We start from the raw sequence: 25,873 nt of genomic DNA, 5'->3' as shown, positions 1-25,873 counted from the left end.
CAATTGCGGGAGCGCCTTGCACCCGCAGCCGTCAGGACGGGACGGTTGAGATGACCTTGCCTTCGCGAAACAGCGCAAAGCGCGAGACGCGGATAGACAGTGTCTGTCCCTCGGCTATGTCCGCACTTTTCGGCACCTGGATCCGCACCATCGTGCCGTCGTCCGCCTGGCTCTCCACCTTGATGAAGGATCCGAGATTGACGGTCCGGGTGACGAGCACGCCGCCGTCGCCGGTCTGACCCTCGACGACGATGTCTTCGGGACGAACCGCAAGGGTTGCGGCGCCCGCTGTGACCGATGTCGGGATCTCAAGCCCCGCGATCCGGATGCGCCCCGCATCGACCGCGCAATCGAACATGTTCATGTCGCCGATGAAGCTTGCCACGAAGGCGGTCTGCGGTGTTTCGTAGATCTCGCTTGGGCTGCCGACCTGCTCGATACGCCCCGTGCTCATCACCACGATGCGGTCAGCGATGGATAGCGCCTCATCCTGGCCGTGCGTCACGAACACCGTTGTGATCTTGAGCTTACGCTGGATCTGCCTGACCTCTTCGCGCAGGCGGTCGCGCAGATGCTGGTCAAGGCTGGCAAAGGGTTCGTCCATCAACAGGATCTTCGGCTCGAGAACCAGGCAGCGCGCAATCGCCACGCGCTGCTGCTGGCCACCGGAAAGCTGGCGCGGCATCCGGTCGGCATGGTTCTGGAGACCCACCAGATCAAGCGCTTCCTTGACCTTCGCGGCAATGACCGGCTTGCTCATCTTACGCAGCTTCAGGCCGAAGGCGACATTCTCGAACACCGTCATGTGGCTCCACAGAGCGTGGCTTTGGAAGACCATGGCCGTCGGCCTATGTTCCGGCGGGGTCGACACGACGTCTGAATTGTCGATCAGCACCCTGCCGCCCGAGGGGCTCTCGAAGCCGCCAATGATGCGCAACAGCGTGGACTTGCCGGATCCGGACGGCCCGAGCAGGCACACCAGTTCGCCATCGGGAAAATCCAGGGACAGCGGCTCGATGGCGTTGATGGGGCCATACATCTTGGAGATATTGTCGAGGCGGAGCGTTGCCATGCGTATTTTCTTTCTCTTGGATTGCGCGTCAGCCGCCGAGGCCCTTGGCAAAGGCGTCGCCGCCGATGACCCGGCGCGCAAGCAGGATTGCCGCCAGCGACGGCACCCAGAGCATGACCGACAGGACCGCCCCATACTGCACGACCAGCTGGTTGTTGATCATCGACATCATCAGCAGCGGCATGGTGCGGATACGGGGTGCCCCGACGAGCCAGGCACCTTCCGTTTCATAGAAGGTCCACACGAACGTCATCAGCAGGGCGGCGGCGATGGTGGGAAGCGCCTGCGGCAGGGTGATCGACCAGAAGACCCGGAACGGCCCGGCGCCGACGTCGCGCGCCGCCTCCTCCATCTCACGGCTGACGGCCCTAAAGGCGGCCGTCGGAAGCCAGATCATCAGCAGCAGCGTGTTGAGGAGTTGGATGATGACCACCCCGCTATAGGTCCCGACCAGGTTCATCGAGAGGAACAGAACCGCGATTGATATGATCAGGGCAAAGCGGGGAAAGGCATTGGCCATCAGGAAGGACATCATGAAACCGGCCTTTCCGGGAAAGTTCATGCGCGCGAAGGCATAGGCCGCCGGCAGGCAGATCAACGCCGACAAGGCCGTCACGATCGTCGAGAGCTGCAGCGACGTCACGAAGGCGGCCCAGACTTCCGGTCGGCCCAGGACGGCGTACCAGTATTTCAGGCCCCATTTGGTCGGCAAAATGGCCGGGTAGAACCACTGCTCGGCAAAGGCCCAGAGGAAGACCGTGAGGATCGGCAGGGCGACGAACAGGACGAGGAAGGCGAGGATGATCCAGCCGAAGACGTCGACGCGGCGGTTGAAGGTCATCGGATGTCCTCCTCGCGGCGGGTCGAGACCGAGCGCACATAGGCAAGGCCGGCGATCGAGCAGATCATGAAGGTGATTGTCGCCTGCGTGCCGGCCTGGACGGGGTCGCGGACGCTGGCAAAGGTACGCAGCATAAAGGGGCCCATCATCTCCGGAGCGGTCGGACCCAGCATGAACGGCATCAGCGCCTGTCCGAAAAAGCCCAGGAAATTGAGCGCTGCGACGATCAGCAGCGAGTGCTTCATCTGCGGCAGGATGATGCTCCGCAGGATGCGCAGCTTGCGCGCGCCGATATCCCTTGCAGCCTCGATGGACGTGTCGGAGATATTGGACAGGCCGGAGACGAGGATCAGCAGCGCAAGCGGCATGCCGTCCCAGATCAGCCCGATCACCGGGCCCCAGGGCGTCAGGTAGGGCGAGTGGTAGCCCGGGATCCCGACCTTGGTGAGAAGACTCTGAAGCCAGCCATTCGGGCCCATGTAGCGGATCAGCGCATAACAGACGATGATGCCCGGCACGAACATCGGAAACAACGCCAGCCCCTGGATGAGAGACGCCAGCCAGCCGCGCGAAAACCGCATGTAGAGCGCGATTGGCAGGGTGATCGCGATCAGGAGCGCTAGGCTCACGAAGGTGGTCCAGAACGTCCGCATCAAGTTGGCAAGACTGTAGGGGTCGGAAAAAAAGAAGACGTAGCTGGAAAATGTCAGCCTGGTGCCACCGTCCGGCGACTTCCTGAGCACCGTGCTGAGTATCGTCAGCACGGCAGGATAGAAGAGAAAAACGGCGATCAGCAGGACGGGCAAGGCGATCAGGAGCAAGCCCTTAAGCTTTGCCGTCATTGTCCGGGCGGCGGCATCCATCGGCTGGGCCTCAGCGCTGGATGGTCGAGGCGACGTTGCGATACCAGGCTTCGAACAGCGCCGGCTCCCAGGTGGCCGGGAAGACCGGAATGGATCTCGGCGCGACCTTGGCGAATTTCGCCTGAAGTTCGGCGGCCATGAACTCCCATTTTATTCCGGGAAAGCCACCGAGCGCCGTGACGACTTGGTTCTGCACCTCCGGGGAAATCAGATAGTCCGCAAGCTTGAGCGCCGCGCCCTTGTTGGCAGCGACGCTTGGCACCACGATCCCCGAGAAGCCACCGGTGAAGGCCAAATCCTGGAGTTGGGCAATCGCGGTCGTCGGCGGCACCACGCCCTGGCTCATCGCCTGCAGCGCCATGTCGGACCAGGCGACCGTCATCGTGACGGCGCTGCTCGCCAGGAGCTGAATCGACGCTGTATTGCCGGACGTGTATTCGCCGCCATTGTAGAGCGAGGGTGCAATATCCTTGAGGAGTGGCCACACCTTCTCGAAAATCGGCGTCGCTGTATCAGCGGAGTAGTTTTCCGGCTGGAAAAGCTCCGGCTTCTTGCCGGTGACTTCCTGCAGCGCGCGCTCGATGAAGCAGGCGCCGGAATCGCCGAGGTCGGGACGGGCATAGGCGAACTGACCCGGATTGGCCTTGATCCAGGCCACCAGTTCCGGAAAGGTTTGTGGTGCCTTGGCAACCTTGTCGCCATTATACATCAACACGACCTGCGAGCCGCGATAGGGCAGAAGCGTCGCATCCTGAAGGACGACGGGGTCGACCTTGGCGTAATTTCGAAGATTGGCCTTGCTGAAATCGACCCAGAGACCGGCCTTGATGGAATCGGTCGGATAGAAGGGCGTCACCGCCTCCAGCATATCGACCTGTGGGTCCTTATTGGCCTGGAAGGCCGCCATTGCACGGTCGGCCAAGGTGTTCATGGCCGAGCCGCCACCGCCGGCGACAAGATTGAGCGTCACACCCGAATTGGCCGCCTCGAAGCCTGGCTTGACGACCTGGGTCCAAAAATCGATGACGTTGGTGTCGCTGTTGAAAAAGATATCCAGAACGCCCGGGGCGGCCGAGGCGATGCGGATGCCGCCGGCCATGATTCCGACACCGAAAGCTGTCGTTGCTGTCAGAAACTCACGTCTTCCAATGTTCATGCTATCCTCCATTTTTCGGGCTGTGAAATGACTTGCATGCCGATATGTTGCCCTGGTCGTTCCCGGTGGCTGCAGATCTCCGCCTGCTCTAATTAAATACTTACCATGAATTTTATCGGCGATGTCAAGGGAGAGTGTGAGCAGAATTTCCATGGAGAAGTTTTTCTATCAAGCGAGGACCAAGTTGTGTGGCCAAAAATGAAAATATCTTATATCTTTATTGATGATTAAATATTGGGGGAGTTCCAGATGCGGGCTTATCGCGATCGCCAACGTAGCCTTGAACAGCTGTCGCGCCACATGGAAGTCTGGGTAGAGGAACTGCAAGCCTTCGAGATGCGCCAGCGCCTTGCCCTTACCGGCTGGCAGTCGACAAACCCGCAGGGCCAGCAACGGCCGATAGCGACCGGAGGCGCCTGGGACGACCGGTTCGGCATCCACCGCTTCGAAATGACCGGAAGCATTTCCGTTCCCCCCGGCGACGGCGTCGAGCTGCGGCTGGATTTCGGCGGCGAGGCCCTGGTGCGTCTGCATGGCGACGATGGGCAGGTCTTGGAGAGCTTTGCCGCCAATCCTTGCCACCGTCGCTTCCAGGTGCCGCAGGAGACGTCGCTGCGCATTGTGGCCGAGGTGGCCGCGCGCAGCCTGTTCGGCGTCCCAAACCGCGAGCCGCGTTTTGCAATGGCCGAGATTGTTCTGTTTCATCCCGAAATCCGCGCCTTGCGTCGCCGCCTGATGGTACTGCGCGACACCGCCAACAGCGTGGATGATGTCGAACTCTCGCGCTCCCTGTTCGAAGCTGGCGAGATTGCCATCAGCGGCCTGCGGCTTCCCACGGCCACGACCGCCGTTGCGCCGCGCGTCGCCGGCCGCCCCTGGGCACGCGATATCTGGGAGCGCAGCTTCGAGCCGTCGGACCGGCCCGAAGCACTCGGCAAGGAGGCCTTGGCGTCCGTTTGTCGTGCCTGCGAACTTCTGGATGGGATGCTCGATGATCTGCGCAAGGCCTATCCCAAGCAGGGCGACGTGCTGGTCACCGGGCACGCCCACATCGACTACGCCTGGCTCTGGCCGCAGCCGGAGACCGTGCGCAAGATCGTGCGGACGTTCAACAGCGTCAACTCACTGCTGCAGCGCCATCCGGACTTTCACTTTCTGCAATCGTCTTCGCTCTATTACAGCCATGTCGAGGATGAAGATCCAGCGCTGTTTGCAGACATCCGCAAGCGCGTGACGGAAGGCCGCTGGGAGATCATCGGCGGGATGCTGGTGGAATGCGACACCAACATGCCCTCGGCAGAAGCCTTCACGCGCCAGTTTCTTCTGGGCCAGCGCTATTTCCAGGCCAAGTTCGGCATCACCTGCTCGACGGCCTGGCTGCCGGACACTTTTGGGTTCACGGCCGCCATGCCGCAGATCATGCGCCATGCCGGCATCGATACGTTGGTCACCATCAAGGTCAGCTGGAACGAGACGAACCGTCTGCCGGAGAACCTGTTCCAGTGGCAGGGTAACGACGGCTCGCGGGTGCTTGTCCATACGTTCGACGCCTATGACAATGACGGTTACAACATGCTGATGACGCCGATGGCGCTGTGGGAGGTGTGGAAGAAGCATGGGGCCAAGGATCTCGTCGGAACCGTCATTGCCAGCTACGGCTGGGGTGATGGTGGTGGCGGCCCCGACCCGGACCAAATCGAGATCATGCCACTGCTGAACGCCATGCCGGCAATCCCGCATGTGCGCCAAGGACGCATCCAGCCGCATCTGGACGAGATACGTGTGGCGCTATCGGATGCAGCCCTGCCGGTCTGGGCCGGCGAGCTGTACCTCGAATATCACCGCGCGACCCTGACCACCCAGGGTCGCACCAAGCAGCTCAACCGCCGGGCCGAGCATGCGCTGGTTGCCGCCGAGGCCATGGCCGTCATCGATGCCCTCGACGGCGGCGTCACCGCCATGCCGGACCTTGCGCTCGATTGGACGCTCATGCTGCGCAACCAGTTTCATGATATCCTGCCCGGCTCCTCCATCCGCGAGGTCTACGAGCAGACGGAACCGGAGCTAGAAGGGGTCGTCGCCCGTGCCGACCGTCTGTGGCGACAACGCCTGGAAGCACTAGCATCGCGCAGGCGCGGCGCGCGGCGCGGGCTGCTTGTTGCCAATCTCTCCGGTTCGGCCAAACGGCAGTGGCAGCTCGAAAGCAGCGCGCCCCTCCCCGCCGGACTGGCGCCGCAGCACAGTCAAGCCGGCTACGTTGTAACGTTCGACCGACCGCTCCAGGCGCTTTCCCTCGGCTTCGTGTCGGCGACGGGACCGATCAGCAGCCTCGTCGTTGACGACAGTCGGATGGAGAATGCCTTCGTTCGCGTCATCCTCGACGCGCAGGGTCGGATTTCGAGCCTCCTTGACAAGCGCTGCGGCCGGCAACTGATCGATGGCGCCGCGAACCGGCTGATGCTCTATCGCAACGACCTTCCCCGCAATTTCGACGCCTGGGATATCGAACCCGGCTTCGAGCTCGGCGAGGAAGAGCTGTTGTCTCTGGAAAGCCGTGAAGTGACGGAATCCGGCCCGCACCGTGCAGAGATCACGTTGGTCCGGCGCTTCAGCGCCAGCACGATCACCCAACGCCTGCGGCTGTGGGCCAACAGTCCGCGTCTGGAGATCGTCACCGATCTCGACTGGCACGACCGACGCACCTATCTGCGGGCGGCCTTTCCCCTGAACGTGCTCGCCGAAGAGGCGGTGTTCGACCAGGCGATCGGCGTGACGCGTCGGTCGACCCACGATAATACCACCTGGCAGAAGGCACAGTTCGAAGCCTGCGGCCATCGCTTCGTCTCGCTGTCGGAAACGGACTGGGGCGCGGCCCTCTTGTCGGCCGACAAATACGGCTTTTCAGCCAAGGGCAACGTCCTGACGATCAGCCTCGTGCGCGGGCCGATGTTCCCGGACATGCTCGCCGATGAGGGGCACCAGCGCTTCACCTATGCGCTGCTGCCACATGACGGACGCTGGTGGAGCGCCGATGTGCAGGCGGAGGCTGATCTCGTCTGCGATCCGTTGCGCTTCACCGTGGCAACCGCAGATGCCGATTATGATCTGTCGCCTGTGACCATCTCTGACCAAGACGTGCGCATCCACGCGCTGAAGCCCGCCGAGGACGGTGATGGCTATGTGCTGCGTTTTTCCGAGGCGGTTGGCAGGCGCGGTTCCTATGCGATCTGCGTGCCGGATGGCCGCACATGCAGAGCTACAAACGCATTGGAAGCCGAACTTGAGGATATGCCATCCACTCTGAAACCCTTCGGCCTCGTGAGCGTCCGCTTCTGAAGCGACACCTTGTCGCCCGTCCCTGCGCGCGAATGGATCTATACAGGTGGCGCCATTGACACGGCCTTCGCGTATCCCGGCGATGCGGCAAGTTTATGATATGGACGACAAATCTGGCGAGGCCGGATCTCGCCGATCGGCGCGGGGGCCGCGCCGTCTTGCTGGCCCCGCACACCCGGGAAGCCGCCGGACTGGCTCCCTGGGTGCGCCGACTGCTCGCCCTTCGCCGTCGGTTTCCCTTCCGGTATCCCGCCTGCTCGTGCTTGCATCAATTCGCAGCCGGCAAGAACGTCTGCGTCTTGCCGGTCAGGCGATAGGCGGCCAGACCCAACCATTCGTGAGCGGCGGTGTCGCTAACATCCAGTCCTTCGGCGATAGTACTAAACGGCAGTTTGAACTCTGCAGTTCGTGTGCGGTAATCAACGGGATAGGGAACGGTGGTGAATCCAACCGCTCTGAAGGACGCCACCGCACGCGGCATATTATAGGCTGAGGTGACGAGCAGCCAATTGTCGGACGGCTGTGGTTTGGCCACCGCCATGCTTTGAACGGCATTTTCATAAGTTGTCTGGGAACGGCGCTCAGTTTCAATGCGCTCTGAGGCTATCCCAAGGTCCACAAGCACGCGCTGGGCAATCTCCGCCTCGGTTTGAATTTCTCCGAGCACGAGGTGGCCACCGCCACCAGACAGGATAATGCGAGCCTGGGGATAGCGGCGTGCAAGCGCGGCAGTCTGAAAGATCCGCTCGGCATTGTTGTTGAGTGTAAGGCTGTTTCTACTCGCTGTAATATGGGCTTCTTCAGCCCCACCGAGCATCACGATACCTGTCACGTAATCGGGAAGGTCGGGGGCGGTGAACCGGTCCTCCAGCGTTGTGAGGACAGCGGGGCCGACCGGAGACCAGCCCGCTATGCAAAGCAGTACGGATGACGTGCCGAGCAACCAAAAGGCGGTGCATTTCCATCGTAGGAGTAACGCTGCGATCCCTAAAAGCCCGAGTAAAGCTATCAAATTCGATGGTAGGAATACTGACGCAACCAGTTGGTAAAATATGAGGAACATTCTACATCTGCTTTCAAGGGATAGCGTTGCGCCGGGGAGGTGTCTGGAAGCGACCTGTCATGTAGTTGCCGTTCATCCCTTAGAGGTTTTGTCAGACTACGCATCATTTAGTTCTGAATGACGCACGAAATCAGACGACTGTAACTTTTACTTTTCCAAGATTGGCCGAACTTTGATTTGGTTAGGTCGTAATTCGACCAACGACAACTCGCCTTTCTGTAGTGACGTGGCCCAGGGCCGGCACACCCAGAGTGCGGACACGATAAAGCAGATAGGTCGACTTACGGAATAGCCTGCTGCGGCTGCGGCCTGTCGAGCCCGGGACGGACCCAATCCTTCCTGGCACCGGCCTCAGCCTTCCTGGTACATCGAGGGGCAACCACGCAACCAGTATGTAAAAGAGCCGCGTGAATGACTGGCTCGCCCGCCCCTGCCCGGTCAATCTCAACACTATCGCGAAAAAGTCCGAAAGCGCGCAGACAGAAGTCTACAGCCGTCTCAACGACGCATAGGCGACGTTGCGATTGGCCCCTGACCAGACCGCCCCGTCGAATTTGCTCATATCGTTCGCCGCGTTCGATATTTTCCACATCTCCGACTCCGGCCTTAATAGGAGCGACCAATTCATAAAGGTCTCCATGTACCCATCCACGCCGACTTCGTCGGAGAAATTAGCAAACAAGAAAACCCCACCCGGCTTCAACATCCCTAAGCAATGGCGGGTCAGCTTAACGGCTACACTGAAGGATAGATAATCGTAGAGACCTGCGGCATAGATCAGGTCGAACTGACCGAGTTTCTTTCGTCCGGTGAGAATTTCAAGTACCGACCCACCCATGGCCTGGACGCAGCTTCCCCCATACTCCGCGTGCATGGAAGCAACACTCAGCGGATCCTGGTCCAGAGCGACCCATCGCTTGATCGTTCCACCATTTAGCGCGTTCGATTTTTCTGCTTCCCGCAAATGACCAGCGGCGATGGTAAGGACTTCGGCAACGGATCCACGACTTGCGGTGATCTCATCCACCTGACGGGTCAGGATGTCGCGACGCTCACGAACCGCGACTGATGAGGATGCATTGCTCGTGAATTCGTAGAGAGACCGTCCCCTTGCCGATGCTTGCTCTAGCGATCCACTTACGCTCGGGTGGCGGTAGATGAAGTCTAGAAGGTGTGCGTCGCCTGAATATCCTCTAGGCTTGTCGAATGACCAGCGCGTGAAGGGGTCTTCCAGGAAGACCGCAGCGACAGGATGGCTTCGTGCAACATCAACGAGTTCAGGCCAAGCGCCGGGGAAAAACTTTCTGCGCGTGAGGTGAAGCTGTTTGCTGAGCCGCTCGATGACGAGAGACGGCTCAACGCCGCTCTCAAACTGTTGCCGCGCAATCTCCAATGCCAGGGCCAGCTCGGCTTTTCCAACGGCTATCTTTTGGTGAAGCGGTTGATGCTGATGCTCAAACTCGCGAGCGATCAGTTCGGGGGTGATAAGACTTTGTCCATCAAGTTGCGTGGAGGTGCGGTTCAAAGCGGGACTCCCGTTAACAGAGTCGTAACTCTAATGGGAGGTAGGGCAACTTGCGAGTGGAAAAACTGCTCATATACCGAGAATTGAAAGACGGGTCGCCCATATCGATGGGGACGACGTCATACCCTCAAATCAATAACCGTGGTATCTTCATGATTTATCAGAATAAATCCGGATATTTAGGGAATGTGACGCAGCTTAAATCCGGGCACGCAGGTCTTGACGTGGCGGTTCATTTCGGGGCAAACGAAACTTCGGCGCCAATCTCCGACGCTGATTTTGTCGTGGAAAAGCCAAAACCGGCGACCCAAGAATTCAAGGCCCTCTATCGCCAAAAGCAGGCAGAAGCCCGCCGTGCCGTATCGAGGAAAGGGCTGTGGCTGGCCGTTCTCGTCTACCTCCTGTTTTCACTGACAGACCTGCTTTTGATCGCAGACGTTGCGCCTTATACGATCATAGCAAGATTTGTGGTTGGGGCTTCCGCGTTAGCCGTGATCGAACTTCAGTACCGCTTCGGCCAAAAGGCTGACAGTCTCGATATAACGTGCGCCGCCGCCCTGGTGTTAGGATATGTGGGCTGGCTGTTGCCGGCGATGGCATCCGGAGAGATATCAAATCTCTCCTATTACATGGTCTTCGGCGCAATATTCATGATGGGCATTAATCTTTTCTTTGACTTCAGAGTTTCCCTCGCACTAAGTGCTTCAGCTGCCGTTTTGGGTTCTTTTTTAGTTTCCCTTTGTTTCTTTCCGAGCGACATCTATCATACGCTTTCGTTCGTCATATTTTATGTTTGCTGCTTCATATTTACCTCTTATGTGAACTGGAAGCTGAATGCCGAACGCTATCAGGTTTTCCTGAACTCACTCGAGGCGGCCGCCCAGCATCACGAGGCGAGCGAGCGCGGCAAAGCTTTGCTCAGGCTATCGATTGCCGATCCCCTGACAGGTCTATCCAACCGGCGCGCCATTGATCGCACGCTTCGCGAGTTCTGGGAGAAGTGGCGATCCAGCCAACAAAGCTTCACCGCAATCCTGATCGACGTCGATCATTTCAAAAGATTCAACGATTTGTATGGCCACCAGGATGGCGATGACTGTCTTGTTCGCGTTGCAGAAGTGCTCCGGGCAACCGTTGAAAAGTTCGGCGGCTCATTGGGTCGCTACGGGGGCGAGGAATTCATAGTGCTGACGCATACAACATCTGCCGAAGAGTGCTTTGCTTTTGCAGAAAACATTCGCAAAGCCGTAGAGGAGATGACGCCTTCACCCCAAATGCGTCCGCAGGGGGCACCGGTTGTTACCGTGAGCGTGGGCGCTGCACTGACCGGTCCGCACTCCGCAACAAAGGTCGAAAAGCTCATTCATGAAGCAGACCGAGCCCTTTATGCGGCCAAGGCTGGCGGACGCAATTGCACAAGGCTATATGATGCATTGGATCCCGCATGCCGCGATGACGAGGAGGACCTCGTCGCACTGCTGAGAGTGGCTCTTCGGCAGGAGTTGGTATCGCTCGTATATCAACCGATCCACGATGTCGCCTCTGGCTCAACGAACACTGTGGAAGCCCTGATGCGCTTGAAGACGGCTGATGGCGTTTCTATCCCTCCCATCGCATTCATCCCTGTCGCTGAGCATACGGGTTTCATCCACGAACTAGGGCGCTGGCTCGTTCGCACCGTTTGCATCGAGCTGCTAGCAAACAATCGAATTCAGACCGTTTCAGTCAACATCTCCCCGGTCCAGCTGAAGTCGGAAGGCTTTGCTGCGTCTGTCGCGGCCATTCTTTTGGAAACTGGGGTTCAAGGCAGCAGGTTGGCGTTCGAAATCACGGAAGGGTTGGACATTGACGTCGATGCACAGGTGTTGATGTGTGTCGAAGAGTTGCGCGGGCTGGGTATTTCAATCTGGCTCGACGACTTTGGTACCGGCTTTGCTGGGTTGTCCTGGCTTCGCGTGATTGATTTCGACACGGTGAAGATCGATAAATCCTTCTTGAACGACGCGACGTCGCCAAGGGGTAAGGCCATGTTGCGCGACATGGTAAGCCTTCTGCGCAACCACGTGGACGACGTTCTTGTCGAGGGTGTCGAGACCGAGGAGCATATGACGCTAATGCGCGAGCTCTGGATTGATCAAGTTCAAGGCTATCACGTCGGTCGTCCGGTTCCGGCCCATATGATTAAGTCTGGCGACGACGGTGCCGCAATCGCGTCGCCACATTAGACCCGACCGGGTGTTATGGTGGTGCGCGATCAATGCAAGGCCTGTTCACATTTTCTAAGCTGACAGATTCGTCTCGGTGATGGACGGGAAGACATTTTACGTCTTTTCAGCCAGTAAAATTCGCCATGGTCGGATGGCCTTCTAATTTCGCTTTAGCCGCGAAACGGTGTACTTATGAAGACAAGCGGAACAGCACTTCGTCTGGAAGCCAGCACTCTCTGTTAGGGCGGGCGACGGCAGAGAAGATGAGCTTAGACTAAGGAACGGGTGGCTATAGTGAGGCTCGGGCTCCTACCGGACGGGTGGGAAAAACGCGTTGGACGGGCGACTGCCACAGGCACAATTTGAAGATCGCAACGCCGATCGCCAATATCCGTCTGTCAAAAAAGCCCGGCTCAGAGGCCGGGCTTTTAATGTCAGATAAATCAGATCAGAATGTGCGCTGGAAGCGCAGAACGCCACCGAACGTGTCGGCGTCGCGAACTGCGTTGTCGTATTTAATGTACGTCAGTTCAGGTTGAACCTTAAAGCCCTTGGCGATAAAGTAGTTTACGTTGGTGGTTGCTTCGAAGGTCTTACTGTCGGAATAGGCAAGCTGGGTATTCCAGTCGAGCTTGTCGTTGAACTTGACAGTCGTGCCGCCCCAGACAGTCCAGTCGCCCGTGCTTGCGCCGCTGGCGTCGCCGTTGGCGTAACGGTTGATCTTGTCGCCATCCGTGTTCCAGGCGCCCATAAGGAATGCCGAGAACGTCCCAAAATCGAGATCGAGGCGAGCCTTGATGGCGCCTTCTTCGACAACGGAGTCGTAGCCGCCGACGACCTTCAGGCCGACCATCCCGGTCTTGTAGCCGAGGCCAGCAACGAAGTCAGGAGTGTAATGGTCTGACTCATCACGGCCCGTGTTCGGGTCGGTTGCACCAGCGCCAGACTGGCTGTCCTCTACCGATAGAACGCCCGTCAATCCATTACCGCCGTCGTAAACGTAGGAGAGCTGGTTGAGCTCGTAAGGTCCGTCGCCGATCACGTCGTCGTTGATAACGTTTCCGGCGTAACCGATCCACTGCATGTATTGCGAGTCGGTTTTACCAACAATGAAACCACCAAGGCTAATGCTTGCGAACAAAACCTTCGAGTCGTTGTTACCTTCCGTCGAGTCGAAGCGGTAGATCATGTTGGTCTTCAGCGGACCGTATTCGGTGTCCGTTGCTGTGTCGACGTTGAGTTCAGCGCGGGTATGCCACTCGGTTCCGGTCTTCTGGCGAACGCCAAAGGCGTAGGGATCGTGCCACAGCGCTTCGGTACGAACCATGCCACCGACCTTGAGGCAGGTTTCCGTGCCTGGGATGTAGAAGTAGCCAGCGCCGTAGGCGTCGCAGATGCGGACATATTCAAGCGGCTCAGGCTCAGCAGCGACGATAGCGTCTGCAGCGTGAGCACCGGATACTGCTGCCAGGGCAGCAGCGGAGCCGAGAAGTAGGCTCTTGATATTCATGATTGACCTCCAGTTCAATGTTGCGAATGGATCCGGCACAGCCTGCATTGGGGCTCGCTCCCCATGTTCGCGAAGTCGAACAAACACACTTGCGCCTTCATTAGTAAGCATGGCTTTGTAATCGCTCGACCGCAAACGACTTCTTTCGCCAAAGCTGATTTAGGAAGTCCTTCGGCAAGTGATGTTGCAGAAAGGGCACAAAGTCCAGCTAGATTTACTGTGAAGATCTCAGTGGATGTCGGGGAGGCTCAAAGATAGTGAACGCGGCGCGCATGTCTCAATGATCGCCGACAGCACCAAGCTGGCGTTGGGTCCGCCTTCCCTACTTTGCCGGCGATCACTCGTTTCCGCTGCACAATTCCGGTTGAGTGACCGACGCTGACGGAGGTGCTCCCGGTCCAGAGCCTCCATCTTTTAGACAACGTCGCTTGATAGGCCTGCCCGCTTGCCGCTGTCGACCTCGGACCTCGTCGTCAACTGATAATGCGTATGTGCCGAGCAGCCTATCCTCGCTTCGATCAAAGGCAGTTGCCCAGCGCGAGGGATGCTGCGCTTCATGTGACCCGCTTCGTCACTATTTGTACGGCACCGCACCACTTCAGGAAAGAATTTCGTCGTCATGCTTGTCATAGACCCCACGTCCCGCGAGTTGGGGCCTCCGGCAAACCCAGGGCGGCTGAAAGAGGTGGACCGTCAGCGGCCTTCAAATCGCTTTAGCATCGCCCTCAGCTGCGCGTTTTGCTGTTTCAGGTGTTCCGCCAGCAACTGCTTCAGGCGTCGGTTTTCGGCATCGAGCAACGGCAACTCGTCAATGTGGGTGTCCACACTCGCAGCCTTCACCGTAGCGGCAGGCGCTGAGTTGCGACCCCGGGCGTTCTCCAACTGACTTCTCCGACCATGCTTCAGTGTCCCTGCCATTTTCGGTTTGAACTTGTCTTCTGCCGGATGGAACGCGGTGTTTTCCAGGCAAGCCTGTTCTTGCTGATGCCGTCGGATATCGTCGGGCCCGGTCGACGGCAGCAGACTGAGTTGGTTTTCACCGGCCTCATGGATATCGGTAGCATCCTCCGGTTCGAATGGTTGATCAACACGGGAGATGGGCGCCTGCGAAACGGCGTTCTGCATGAACGGGAGCTTTGCTTCCGCTTCCCGCACAAGTGCTCCAAAATCGGTCTCGCCCCAGATGGATTTCGGCCGAGTCTTCAACCGCCGGCGCGCCGATTTGATTTCGACGACGAAACTGCGTTGCTGTGGTTTCATTGCTGAATTCTCTGGTGATCGTCTTGCAGGCTCAGGAGCGGTCGAAGCGCACGAGCATTGCTCTCAGCTGGGCATTCTGCACCCGGAGCTTTTGTCCAAGCTGGTCTCTCAAATGCTTGATGTCCCTGTCGAGATCTATGACGTCGTTGGAAAGGACGTTCGTTGGCGACGATAGGCCTGCAACGGGCGTCTCCGCGGCGCCAACGGCGGTCTCAGGTGTTAGATCGCCGCGGACTTGCCTTAACCCCTTGCCCCTCGTCTTGGGTGCCTTGAGCGACTGAACATCTACCTCACCTGCAGGTAACGGGTCTCGCGGATCGGAGATGGACTGCCCTTGATCCCCAGTCGCCTTGGCCGTCGCTGCATGTATCTCGTCCAATGGCAAGGCGGGTGCTGCTGGATCGGTTTTACCGTCGGTCGCAGCCGCCGTTGGCACTTGAACGTCGGCGACAGGTGAATCCATATCCCCAGGCCCGGCGGCGCCTTCCGGAGAAGAGAGGAGAATAGTCTGAGCGGGCTGTAGTTCTACCTCGACATTGCCGGCACGTCCGCCATCTTTCGTATCAGACGTCTTTTGCCGGGACATCAATCGCGCGAGGTATTGCCAAGGTGCTTTCATTGTAAGTCTTTCCGGGCGGCAGACAACGCGGTGGTTCTGACAGCCCCAATCCGGCTCGCAGGGCGAGCCGGAACATCTTTAACACGAGCTTCGAAAATGGTGGCGTTGGTCGATTGCGCACCGCCGGCAGGTATCTGCCCAGATCAGACGCCGAGGCGTTTGCGTAAATCAGCATTTTCCGCACGCAGCTTTTCGGCCAGGGTCTGGCGAAGCCGCTTGTTTTCTTCCTCAAGCTGAATGAGATCAACCATCTCGTCGCTCGTAGTGGCGGCGGCGTGTGGCGTTGGCAGAGTGATAGGCTTAGCTTTTGCGGCCGCTTTGCCGGCCGTCTTCCTCGCGGTGCCAAGGGCAGGCTTTTCGCCATCCGCTGGAACGGGTTCAGCACGCGGGGTGCGCTTTTGACGAACCTTCGGTGAGCTTGCAGCAGCAGCCTCGATTTCGGCCTTGGACCGTCGTGGAGCACGCTGCTTTTTGGTCACAGCCGCCTCTTGCGGCGCCTCCAATTCTGCAACTTCACTTGGGATGCCTGTTTCGCTTTCGTCTGCCATTGCTCTCTCCATGACGGTATGGATTCTTTTCGACTGCTAGACAGCGGATGTCAACAGAACCGAACTAAATCATCGGTTGACGCGCAACTTTTGCATACAGTCCGACTTCCCAATTGGAGTTATAGGCCGCAGATTCCCGTACGAAGCACTCGCCAGCGACATCTTGAATATGGCGGCGAGATCGACGTCCACTGGTGGTGCCCGCGAGCATGGCGCGTAGCTGCGACCCCACGATTGGCAAAGTGCCGGGGGAACTTTCGACTCACTGGGGCTTAAAGCGAGCGTCGAGCGGAGAGGCGAAGCACCTCACGCTATGGGTGGCCCGCTCGCAGGCAGTTCAACAAACATCTCCGGCGATCTGGCGACTTGGCCAAGGGCGGGACGCATCGTCGGTGCCACGATCATTCATGCTCCAAGCCAACATACGGTCAGGCGGGGAAAGAACTCATCAAAGCGGGCGAGACCCCTGAAGAGTAGAATGACAAGCCCGCTAAGCTCGCGCAAAAGGAGCGCAGCGCGCCCGACGATCAGATCGGAACGCCGAAACTGGGCTCGCGGGGCGCTCCATGCCTATTCACAAATCACGGGACGACTATCGAGAAAATGGGATGCCCGCTGTTTATGGTGGAGGCAAGTTACGCAGAGACTCGCTCGCAGCTGGCGAAAGATACAGGTCTGGGCCAGAAGGATCGCTTAACGCGTTCGATGAAGTGATTTCCCGAATTGTCACTCACCGAACCGATGTCGGAATCACGGCATGATGGCAGGGCTGAAACGGGCAACCCGGCGTATCTCTGGACGTTGGCGTATCACAGGGCCATGATAACCGACAGCTCGCGCGACTGAAGTAAGATGTGCAACGATTTCTAAAAAGATATTTTTCGGATTGCTGCGTAGCTTTGGACTTTTGGTTGTAGTGATTAGTCTGGTTAAATTTGAAAAGGAAGCCGGGACTTGCGGAGCATGCTCACGTGGTGGATGGATCACGTCTTTCAAAAGGACGGGCCGTTGATAGCCCCACAAGCGGGTGGCTCAACAATTGAGGCGACGCAAAAGTAAATTTTTTGCCGTGCTTTGCTTCGAGGTAATTTTCGGTGACTGATAGTTATGGCCTCACCACCCACCGGAGCTACGCACTGGAGGCTCGCTAGCGATACAAAGCTTTGCAGCCCTAAGCTAAGCTAGGAAACGTTTGCAAAATCGAACAACGAGCTCAGACTAAACGCCTCTTCCTTCGCTGACCCAGGCCCATTTCCGTTGCTAGTTGCGAGCGGGCCCGGGAGTATGCCGGAGCGACCATGGGGTAGTCGGCAGGCAACGCCCATTTTACACGATATGCTTCTGGAGAAAGTGCGTGGTTCGTAATGATGTGTCGTTTGAGAGACTTGAAAGCTTCACCACATTCCAGGCACGTAATCCGGTCATCTTGCAACGACTTCCTCACGGAGATTGCGGGCTTTCGCTTTTCGGCGACGGGAAGAACGGCGCTTCCAGACTTTGTTTTAAGTGCAGATTTGATCGAGATGATCAGATTGGCGATATCGTTGACGGGGACGACATGGTTGCTCAGATAGGCTGCCGTAATCGCCGCCGCTAACTGAACCAACTTATCGGCGTCTTCAATACGATTTTCGTTGCTCATTCAATCTCCGTGCACTTAAGGGGAGCGTTCACTATCGGGGACGGCGTCCGCTGAAACCGGGCTTTCTCATGATCTATTCGAAGTGCCGCGGGTGACATTGAGTAGCCCTGGAGCAGCCGTTTTCCGGGACCAAGATCGAATCGCCGATGGCGCTTTTGACAAAAAGATTTTGGCAGTTACGTCACCGGCACTCAGCTGTTTTGTCTGGCGCTGGTTAACCAACCGTAAATTTCCACAGGTGGCCGCATCGAAATAATCGCCGCCGGACCTGTCTCGGCATGCGACTTGCTTGTTTATCGCTGTCTTAATGGCGGAGCTCGTATCTGGCATGCTGCGACACACATCAAATCAGTTTCCAACCGTCAGGCTCGTCCTGAAGGGTCATAAAAAATACAAAAGCATCAGAACGGTGCATGAGGCAGCCGAAATGTTGTTGGGAGAATGGCCAACTGACGACGGCGACTGTTACTTTGAGGCGATCATGACTTGCCATGACGCGCTTTACAAAGCGACGCCGCCAGCGCTTGTTCGCGCAGCTTTGATCCGTGCCGCTGACGAGGAAAATATTGGGCATATTTCTTTAGTCAGTGCAGCCATATAACGTCTCGCCATGCGTAAGGAAAGTATCCTGAATAGACAGAGGGAAACGAAGACTGCCTGGTTGCAGGTCCGGTTGCGCAAATTGACGGTCGGCCTCTTCATCGTTCGTCTGATAGAGCTTAGATTGGGCACCGTCGAATTTGCCGACCAGGCGTATCCGTTCCCTTGGCGCACGACAGCTGCAAGTGCCACGGTTGGATATGCAGATCGTCTTCCAAGTCCTGGTGCACTGCCTGTCTTCCGGTGCGCGCCCCTGAAAACCGGCTGAAACGCAAGCTGCGAAACATCCAACCAGCACTAGCGGTGGTATTGATCCGAGGTCAATAAGCGGCGCTTCGAGACAGGGGCATCGGGCCTTACCAGCGCGTCGGCCTGACCGAAGATCATCTCGATCGCTATTCGCACGAATTCTCCGGCGGTCAGCGGCAGCGCTTTTTTGTTGCCCAGGCCCAGGAAGTGTCGCCATGGCGGATAATCGGCGATAGAGCCGCATCGGCGCTGGATGTGTCATTCCAAGCACAGGTCGTCAATCCGAGGATCGAGTTGTAGGACGAACTCGGGTTTTACTACCTTTTCATTTCGCGCGATATGGCGGTGGTCGAGCGGTTCAGCCAACGACTTGCTGTCATGAACGTAAGGTCGATGGGTGCGATTGGATCCTGTTCTCAATCTTCGGCAACCCGCAGCACGATTATACTCATCTCTTCTATCGGCCGCACCAAATTTCGAGACATGGCAACGGTACAAACAGTGAATCGGAGTTGGCGGGCTTAGCCACCCCTGCTAGCCGTGGAATATTAAGTCCCTTCATCCAGTCACCGAATGATTACATGAGAGCACCAAATCTCGTCAGTTGACTTAATTGAACATCGGCATTTCTATGAGGATATTCAGTGGCTTGGGGATGGTTTCTGGCGACTTTGTCGAACAGGTCTTCCTTGGAAGAGGCCTTGGAAAACGAGGCGCGGCCGTCTCGGATCCAAGCGAGCGCGGTCAGACGGGCGTTGCGATCGTCATAACCGTTGTTTTCGGTCGCGATCGGCTGGTTGTGGATAGCCTCACGTGCTCGATTGCAAGTTTCGGTAAGACGCCTGGTACGTCTTTGTAACAACGGTAAAAATGCGACTTGCCACTCAATGGAATTTTAGGAAGGTCTTGGGAACAATGATCCAACGTTATGGAATTTAACAATCCCTATACCGGCCCCGGCGCCATCAAGGGGTTACTACAGCACCGAACGCATAACCTTTGGGATATTCTGGCAACGCGTCTCGTCAAACAGACCTGTTCCTACGGGCAGGCTACTTATGGCACCCTGGACGCACCGGATTTCCTTCAGCAACATGCCGGTTGACAGCATCCCCACGAAATCATCGTCACCGCAATGTTACGGCTTATTGCCGACCATATCATCTCCGATCATCGCTGGTGTGAAAGCCTGAAGCGATCCGAAATAATCCAGATGGTTTGTCACGCGAACCAATGGTCTAGCCCAGTTGATGACGATGGATTTGCTGCTAATGCCAAGTGTCAGCGTCTCGCTGACGGTGTTGAGCTTTCCGGACGTGCCCCGAAAATTTACCGCCCGCCACTCATGGGCTCACGCTGCTTCTGCATGTAGCCAAGCACCGCGGCGATTGGCAAGGTGAGACACTGCCGATAAACTGGTCGGGACGACATAACCTCCGACAAGCCAATTTACCAGAGCCTCCTGGAACGCGAACATCCAATAGCCACTTGTAACAAGTGCTATCCCAGCGCTCCGGGATGAATGCGGTGTTCTACGCCGCATGAGAGCAACCATTTCTCGCGAGAATGGGCAGGTCAGCTTGGGCGATTCTCAAGAGGTTTCGACTGTTCTTCAGACGGTTCGTCTTCCGCGATCTTGCGCAGCAGGAACAGCAATGCCACCCGTTCGGCCGGATTGAGGCGCGCCATCGTCTTCTCGCTGATCAGGCTCGCCTGTGGATACATGGTCTGCAGGAGCGCCTCGCCCTTGGGCAGGATGCCGATGATAACTTTGCGGCCATCTGCCTCATCCCTTGAAAGTTCGATCAGCCCCCTCGCCTTCAGTCGGTCTACGATGCCGCGGATTGTCGCTTGGTCAACGGAGGTGGCCTTCACAAGCTCAACCTGCGAACGTGGTCCCAGATCGTGCAGTGCGCACAGGGTGACGAATTGCACCGACGTGAGGTCAGGATCAATCGCACCTTCCTGGAAGATCGAAAGGTGCCGTTGGTATGCCTTTCGCAAGAGATGCCCGACCTGCTCTGTCACTTTATAGTCGGCGCGCGATGGCGTGGCATCTTTCAATTGATCGTTGCTTTTCTTTCTCATTTTACCGCCAGGCCTCTGTTTGGCGGCAGGTTTACACGATCCGCCCCGAACCGAACATCCCCGAGCCGGGCCGATTCACCATACGGCCGGCTTGGCCCGCCCTTCACACGACAGAGCGGGCCATTGTTATACTATTTGCGGATATACTGCATTTCCCTCACGGCGATATCGCCATTGAGAACCATAGGCTCGTCGTCGAGAAACAGCGAGCAACCGCGCATCGGGATATCCAGATGGCAGGCTGTGTCGTTTGGACCGCCGAGCTCGTTATTGGGGCCTGTGGAGAACATGACGTTGCCGTAGAACGAACGGGCTTCCATGCCCATGCCACCTGGGAATTCCCCAGGCACCATGCGATGCCACTTGGCGTTCTGGTTGAGGCCCCAGCCGACGTGGCTCATGCCCATCCCACGCGGATCGTCGAAGCCTTGCATGTAGGACTTGACCAGATCGGCATCGAGGCCGCCCCTGATATCGGTAATCCAGCCGTTCTCGATCGTATAGGTGATGGGGTCGCGCACGTAAATGTTCTGCGGCAACAGGATGTCGCCCGGAGCGACGACGATGGTGCCGTCGACGCCGTCATCGTCGCCACCGGTGAAGACGAACCCGGACGGCCAGTGGTCCCAGCGGCCGGGCTCGTCGGTGCATGCATATTCGGTGATGGCGGGATAGGTGTTGAGCTTGTAAGTGACATCGGTGCCGTGCGGCGAGGTAATGCGCATGACCTTCGCCTTGGAAAGCAGCTCGCCCGCAAATTCGACGCGCTCGCGCAACTCCTTTGTCGGCAGCATGCGGGCCAGAACCTCGGGCGGCTCCACCGCCGTGAGGATGCGGGTTCCGGCCGCCTGAATTGCCATCTGCTCGGGACTGAAGAGCAGGAAGATGCAGTCGATTAGCATGTCGGCAGCCTTGAGCGCCTCCACTGCGTCCGGCATCGAGGCAAGACCTGTCTGGCCGACTGCCCATGCACCCGCTGGTGGCACCGGCGGCAAGCGCATGTGATACATCTTGGCGCCGAGGCGCATGCCAGCGCCCATGAAGGCATCGGCATAATCGAGGCGTTCGTTGCCCTGTGTCAGGACGATGAGTTTTTCGCCCTCCTTGACACCTGACATCTTTAACTGATGCAGGCAGATTTCCGTGAAGCTGAATTGATCCATGCTCGTTCCCCTTGTTGGTTGAAGGCTCAGGTTATGCGGACGGTTAAGAACAGCCGGGTTTGACCTTGGCGATTTCCGCTATCGCCTCCTCCCTCGAAACGACGTCGCCATATTTGTTGTCGATGTCGAAGAGGTTGGCATTGTGCGGATCCTGGTGGCGGTCGCCGACGCAATTGCGCACGACAATGGCCCGGAACCCGTGTTGCACCGCATCTACGGCGCTCGCGCGGATGCATCCGCTCGTCGAGCAGCCGGCCATGATGACGGTATCGATGCCCTGGGCGTGCAGGTGGGAGGCAAGGCTGGTGCCGAAGAAGGCGCTGGCATATTGCTTGACGATAACGAGCTCACCCGCTGCCGGCTCGACGCCCTCGCAGAATTCGGCAAGCACATTGCCTTCGACCATTGCCTTCATGACCGGCGACTTCTTGACCCACATGCCGCCATCGGCACAATTTTCGGCAAGGTAGAGGATGCGCGTGTGGATGACGGGAATGCCGGCGGCGCGGGCAGAGGCGATGAGCTCGGGCGTCTGCGCCACGGCATCGACCACGCCGGGCGCATAGAGCGGCGCTCCTTCGATCGTGTAGGCCTTCAGGAAATCGATGACGAGGAGCGCCGGTCGCTGGCCGAAGCCGATGCGGTTACCCCAGACACCCTGATAGTTGGCTTCGGCAGTTTCCATCGTCGTCCTCCTAGTAGGCGCCGGACAGTAGCGCGCCGCCACCCGGCACGACAGCTTCCAGACCCAGTGATTTCAGCATGCAATAGGTCGTGGAAACGGCGGCTGTCAGCACCGGCTTGCCGGTCATGGCTTCCACTTTGGCAATCACGGGCAGCGATGGCATCTGGACGCAGGCGGACAGAACGATGACGTCGACATCCGTGAGATCGAGCGTCTGGACGATGGCTGGAAGATTTTCCGGGTCGTGACGCGCGACATCGAGATTGTCGGGGATCTCCAGCGCACGCCAGTCCATGACTTCGAAGCCTTCTTCCCGGATGTAGTCCACCACGAGCTCGGTGAGCGGCTTCATGTAGGGCGCGACGACGGCGATCTTTTTCGCCTTCATCACCTTCAGGCCCTCGATCAGGGCGCCGGCACTAGTAACGACGGGAATGTCGGTGCCGTTCTCCTGCGTGCGGCCGGTCAGGCGCCTTTCCGACTGGCGGTGATAGCCGAGGCCCATCGCCATGATGGCAACGAGGCAGGCATAGCCGAGCACATCGACGCGAGCATCCGATAGTTCGACGGCGCAGCGATCGGATTCCGCATCCATGGCCGCCAGTTCTTCCTTGACGACTTTCTTCATCCGCATGCGGCTGGAGTGGAATGTGAACCGCTCGGGCCGGATCGATTGGCGCGCGGTCAGCATGGCCGGAATTTCTGTTTCCATCGTGGTATTGGAACTCGGTACGATCTGGCCGATACGGTAATATTTCTGCACGGATGAAGTCCTCTGCGGCATGGAAGGCGAAAGACGGGCAAGTGGTGAAGCTGGTGGCTCCACCATCGCATTTAACGGGAGAGAAAGTCGCCGAGGGCGACGAAGAAGCCGTCGAAATCATCCCACGGGATCATGTGACCTGCATCAGGCACCCGGGTGATCTCGATGGCGCCGTTCAGGCCGGATATCTCCTGCTCGTCCACGGTTTCGATCACGCCGCCGCGTCCCGCCACCATCAGCATGGTGTGCTGCTTGAGCTTGCCGAAGTCGCCGAATATCTCGTCCTTGTGGAAGTCTTCGAATGCGGTGACGATGGCAGGCAGATAGCAAGTGTGCAGCCATTCGGCGCGCAGCTGCCGCTGCTCGAGCGTCCATGTTGGGCAGAATGCCTTCATGCCCTCTGCATCGATGCCCTTTTCGGCAAGCGTGATGGAATCGACATACCAGGCAAGCTTGCTCGGATAGGGCCGGCGGCCGGGACCGGAAACCGGGGGATCGACAAGCACCAGGCGGGAGAAGGCCCCCGGCACCGACGCGGCGGAGCGCATGGCGATACGGGCGCCCATGGAGTGGCCGACAACCGACGGCCTATCGAGGCCGAGGGCTTGCGAAAGCCCGACGACGTCCTCAGCCATCGCGTCCAGGCCGTATTCCAGGTCCGGGCCGGTGGAGGAGAGGCCGCGGCCGCGAACGTCGATGACATAGACATCGTTCGTTTCGGCGAGGCGCTCGGCGACGAAACCCCAGGTGATGGCCGGGCTAGTGATGCCCGGGATCAGGATGACGACGGGGCCCTTGCCGCCGTAGCGGAGATAATGCTGGCGGATGCCGTTGGCATAGACGTTCGCGCCGTAGAGGGGGCCGTTGCTCATGCTGCTTTCTCGCTTTTCAACGGTTCTGCGTAAAGATCATAGCCGTAAACCCATGACGGATCTTCCTGGTTGAGCAGGAAAGTATTGGCATTGGACACGGTCTGCACGCGCGTCGCGCGGTCGCGGCGGTTGGCTTCGTAGAGCGCGAAGGCGGTGCCGAAGTTGTTGATGCCGGTCTCCAGCAGACAGCGCGTTAGCATGGCGGCATCCTCGATCGCCATTGCCGCGCCCTGGGCCATGTGCGGCTTCATCGGATGGCAGGCATCGCCAAGAAGCACCAGGCGGCCGGTGCTCCACAACGGCAGCGGATTGCGGTTGAAGAGCGGCCACTTAGTCACCTCATCCGTGCTTTCGATCAGCGCCTGGATGATCGGGTGGTAACCCTCGAACTCGGAGAACATCTCCTCGCGGCTGCTTGGTACGAATGCGGATTCGAATTCCCAGGCGGCATGCGGCACACCGGTGACATAGTAATATTCATCGCGCCGGGCCGTCGTGTAATAGACCATCATGTGGCGATCTGGTCCCCACCACTTGACGCAGTCTTCGAAGGTGAGGTCGTATTTCTTGAGCTTGTCGGAAGAAATCAGCGCGCGGTGCCCGACCCAGCCGCTGTAGTTCGGCTTCTCCGCGCCCAGCAGCGTTTCACGAACACGAGAGTTGATGCCGTCAGCGCCGATGACGATGTCGGCCCTGACCGATGTGCCGTCTTCGAACTCGATCAGGACGTCCGTGCCGTTGTCGTCGATGTGTGTCAGCTTCTTGCCGAAATGCAGGGTTCCCGGTCGCAGCACATCGCACTGGATTGCCTGGAGATCGCCGCGGTGGACGGTGCAATAGGTCGCGCCATATCCCTCAAGCGGAATGCGGGAGCGATAATCACCGCTGATGCCGTTGCGGCTGAACCAGTGGCTGGGCGTGCTGCTGATACTGACGACCTTTTCCGCAACGCCGAGGCGTTCGAAAATCTTGATGACATTCGGCCCCATGTGGATGCCGGCGCCGAGGCGCGAGAAGCTTGGGGCCTGCTCGTAGACATTAACGTCGAAGCCCGCCTGCTGGAGCAACGCTCCTGCCACGGCGCCGCCGAGACCGGCCCCGATAATCGCGATCTTTTCCTTACCGTTGGACATGGCCGACCCTTCTAGCTGTCATGTTGACGCATAATCTTGCAATTCGAGACGTGACGAAATTTTTAGCGCATACGCTATAAATAGCAAGTCTGGCTTTTGCATTTTGCAAAAAATCCGGCTAGCTTTTCCCAAAAATATGGCTATCGTCATGCTTGCCGGCACGTGCATACGCACGGAGAAACGGTCATATAAAGTGCATACGCTTTATAAATGAGCAAGGAACAGCAAATGCGTGACGTGATTTTCGATCACGTCATTATGTTTTGCGGACCTCGATGCGAGGTCTGCAGCATAATGGTGTGCATGAGTGCCGGCGGACCGTTTTCGGCCTGCGCCCGTGCTTTGGAGTCCGGCTCTTGAAGGAGGTTGCCTCATTCACCCTCCACGTCAACGGCGCCGTCATCGCCGTCGAAGCGGGTGGCGCAACGCCACTTCTCTATATTCTCCGAAACGATCTCTGCCTCAACGGCCCCAAATATGGTTGCGGGCTCGGTGAGTGCGGCGCCTGCGCGGTGCTGGTGGATGGCAGGCCCGTTCGCTCATGCACCGTGCCGCTGAAGGCGTTGGGCAACAGGCAGGTGACGACGCTGGAGGGCCTGGCAAAGTCTGGCTGTCTGCATGTAGTACAGCGCGCCTTCATCGAGGAGGCCGCCGCACAGTGCGGATACTGCCTGAACG

Annotated in this window: 21 protein-coding genes and 1 pseudogene; 5 read left to right on the top strand and 17 right to left on the bottom strand. The window is 58.3% G+C overall.

Features of this window, described 5'->3' with window-relative positions; translation table 11 throughout:
• Positions 1-31 precede the first annotated feature (31 nt).
• Genes EQW76_RS16355 through EQW76_RS16340 form a run of 4 tightly spaced genes read right to left on the bottom strand, consistent with a single transcriptional unit; the run spans position 32 to position 3,932 of the window.
• Positions 32-1,072 carry an ABC transporter ATP-binding protein gene (locus tag EQW76_RS16355; RefSeq protein WP_142831817.1) on the bottom strand — a complete coding sequence of 347 codons (1,041 nt, stop codon included), beginning with the start codon at positions 1,070-1,072 and terminating at the stop codon, positions 32-34.
• A 28-nt stretch (positions 1,073-1,100) separates the two neighbouring features.
• Positions 1,101-1,913, bottom strand: a complete 813-nt coding sequence (locus tag EQW76_RS16350; RefSeq protein ID WP_142831816.1) for an ABC transporter permease subunit — start codon at positions 1,911-1,913, stop codon at positions 1,101-1,103.
• Entirely contained in the window at positions 1,910-2,776 is an 867-nt protein-coding gene (locus tag EQW76_RS16345) for an ABC transporter permease subunit (RefSeq protein WP_244615520.1), read from the bottom strand. Before EQW76_RS16345 ends, EQW76_RS16350 begins: the two co-directional genes overlap by 4 nt.
• A gap of 10 nt (positions 2,777-2,786) precedes the next feature.
• On the bottom strand, positions 2,787-3,932 hold the full coding sequence (locus EQW76_RS16340; RefSeq protein WP_142831815.1) for an extracellular solute-binding protein: 1,146 nt from the start codon (positions 3,930-3,932) through the stop codon (positions 2,787-2,789).
• A 249-nt stretch (positions 3,933-4,181) separates the two neighbouring features.
• On the opposite strand from EQW76_RS16340, the gene EQW76_RS16335 reads away from it, so the two are divergent.
• Positions 4,182-7,268 (top strand): glycoside hydrolase family 38 C-terminal domain-containing protein, encoded by a 3,087-nt coding sequence (locus EQW76_RS16335; protein WP_142831814.1) that lies wholly within the window; start codon positions 4,182-4,184, stop codon positions 7,266-7,268.
• 268 nt (positions 7,269-7,536) lie between these two features.
• On the opposite strand, the gene EQW76_RS16330 is transcribed toward EQW76_RS16335, so the two are convergent.
• Positions 7,537-8,331 (bottom strand): YdcF family protein, encoded by a 795-nt coding sequence (locus EQW76_RS16330; RefSeq protein WP_142831813.1) that lies wholly within the window; start codon positions 8,329-8,331, stop codon positions 7,537-7,539.
• Between the two features lie 487 nt (positions 8,332-8,818).
• A complete protein-coding gene (locus tag EQW76_RS16325) occupies positions 8,819-9,856 on the bottom strand; it encodes a class I SAM-dependent methyltransferase (RefSeq protein ID WP_142831812.1) in 1,038 nt (345 codons plus the stop codon).
• 56 nt (positions 9,857-9,912) lie between these two features.
• On the opposite strand from EQW76_RS16325, the gene EQW76_RS16320 reads away from it, so the two are divergent.
• On the top strand, positions 9,913-12,081 hold the full coding sequence (locus EQW76_RS16320) for an EAL domain-containing protein (RefSeq protein WP_244616972.1): 2,169 nt from the start codon (positions 9,913-9,915) through the stop codon (positions 12,079-12,081).
• Positions 12,082-12,511: 430 nt separating this feature from the next.
• On the opposite strand, the gene EQW76_RS16315 is transcribed toward EQW76_RS16320, so the two are convergent.
• The 5 genes from EQW76_RS16315 to EQW76_RS16295 form a co-directional block, all read right to left on the bottom strand.
• A complete protein-coding gene (locus EQW76_RS16315) occupies positions 12,512-13,573 on the bottom strand; it encodes a porin (protein ID WP_142831811.1) in 1,062 nt (353 codons plus the stop codon).
• A 693-nt stretch (positions 13,574-14,266) separates the two neighbouring features.
• A complete protein-coding gene (locus EQW76_RS16310) occupies positions 14,267-14,833 on the bottom strand; it encodes a hypothetical protein (protein WP_142831810.1) in 567 nt (188 codons plus the stop codon).
• A 31-nt stretch (positions 14,834-14,864) separates the two neighbouring features.
• Positions 14,865-15,452, bottom strand: coding sequence for a hypothetical protein (locus EQW76_RS16305; protein ID WP_143122979.1), 588 nt, complete (start codon positions 15,450-15,452; stop codon positions 14,865-14,867).
• A 143-nt stretch (positions 15,453-15,595) separates the two neighbouring features.
• A complete protein-coding gene (locus EQW76_RS16300) occupies positions 15,596-16,000 on the bottom strand; it encodes a SyrB-like regulator (RefSeq protein ID WP_142831808.1) in 405 nt (134 codons plus the stop codon).
• Positions 16,001-17,213: 1,213 nt separating this feature from the next.
• A complete protein-coding gene (locus EQW76_RS16295) occupies positions 17,214-17,642 on the bottom strand; it encodes a MucR family transcriptional regulator (RefSeq protein ID WP_142831807.1) in 429 nt (142 codons plus the stop codon).
• A gap of 307 nt (positions 17,643-17,949) precedes the next feature.
• Here EQW76_RS16295 and EQW76_RS16290 point away from each other — a divergent pair, with 307 nt between their 5' ends.
• Together EQW76_RS16290 and EQW76_RS29730 are read left to right on the top strand one after the other, a co-directional pair.
• Positions 17,950-18,243: a DUF982 domain-containing protein gene (locus EQW76_RS16290; protein ID WP_307877631.1), complete on the top strand. Its 294-nt coding sequence runs from the start codon at positions 17,950-17,952 to the stop codon at positions 18,241-18,243.
• Between the two features lie 1,160 nt (positions 18,244-19,403).
• Positions 19,404-19,593 (top strand): annotated as a pseudogene (locus EQW76_RS29730) (hypothetical protein); the annotation flags it as partial.
• A gap of 473 nt (positions 19,594-20,066) precedes the next feature.
• Here the strand turns inward: EQW76_RS29730 and EQW76_RS16285 are convergent.
• From EQW76_RS16285 to EQW76_RS16260, 6 genes are all read right to left on the bottom strand, one after another.
• Positions 20,067-20,579: a MarR family transcriptional regulator gene (locus EQW76_RS16285; protein ID WP_142831806.1), complete on the bottom strand. Its 513-nt coding sequence runs from the start codon at positions 20,577-20,579 to the stop codon at positions 20,067-20,069.
• 131 nt (positions 20,580-20,710) lie between these two features.
• Positions 20,711-21,742, bottom strand: coding sequence for a leucyl aminopeptidase (locus EQW76_RS16280; protein ID WP_142831805.1), 1,032 nt, complete (start codon positions 21,740-21,742; stop codon positions 20,711-20,713).
• Positions 21,743-21,785: 43 nt separating this feature from the next.
• Positions 21,786-22,427 (bottom strand): N-carbamoylsarcosine amidohydrolase, encoded by a 642-nt coding sequence (locus tag EQW76_RS16275; protein WP_142831804.1) that lies wholly within the window; start codon positions 22,425-22,427, stop codon positions 21,786-21,788.
• Positions 22,428-22,437: 10 nt separating this feature from the next.
• Positions 22,438-23,190, bottom strand: a complete 753-nt coding sequence (locus tag EQW76_RS16270) for an Asp/Glu racemase (protein WP_142831803.1) — start codon at positions 23,188-23,190, stop codon at positions 22,438-22,440.
• Positions 23,191-23,261: 71 nt separating this feature from the next.
• Entirely contained in the window at positions 23,262-24,062 is an 801-nt protein-coding gene (locus EQW76_RS16265) for an alpha/beta hydrolase (protein ID WP_142831802.1), read from the bottom strand.
• Entirely contained in the window at positions 24,059-25,195 is a 1,137-nt protein-coding gene (locus EQW76_RS16260; protein ID WP_142831801.1) for an FAD-dependent monooxygenase, read from the bottom strand. Before EQW76_RS16260 ends, EQW76_RS16265 begins: the two co-directional genes overlap by 4 nt.
• Positions 25,196-25,551: 356 nt before the next feature.
• On the opposite strand from EQW76_RS16260, the gene EQW76_RS16255 reads away from it, so the two are divergent.
• On the top strand, positions 25,552-25,873 hold a 322-nt coding region (locus EQW76_RS16255; protein ID WP_143122978.1), incomplete at its 3' end, for a 2Fe-2S iron-sulfur cluster-binding protein.

It is taken from the genome of Rhizobium sp. rho-13.1, assembly GCF_007000305.1.
In the GTDB taxonomy this organism is placed as follows: Bacteria; Pseudomonadota; Alphaproteobacteria; order Rhizobiales; family Rhizobiaceae; genus Rhizobium; species Rhizobium rhododendri.
The sequence above is the reverse complement of the archived record's forward strand: the minus strand, read 5'-3'. Positions and strand labels throughout refer to the sequence as shown.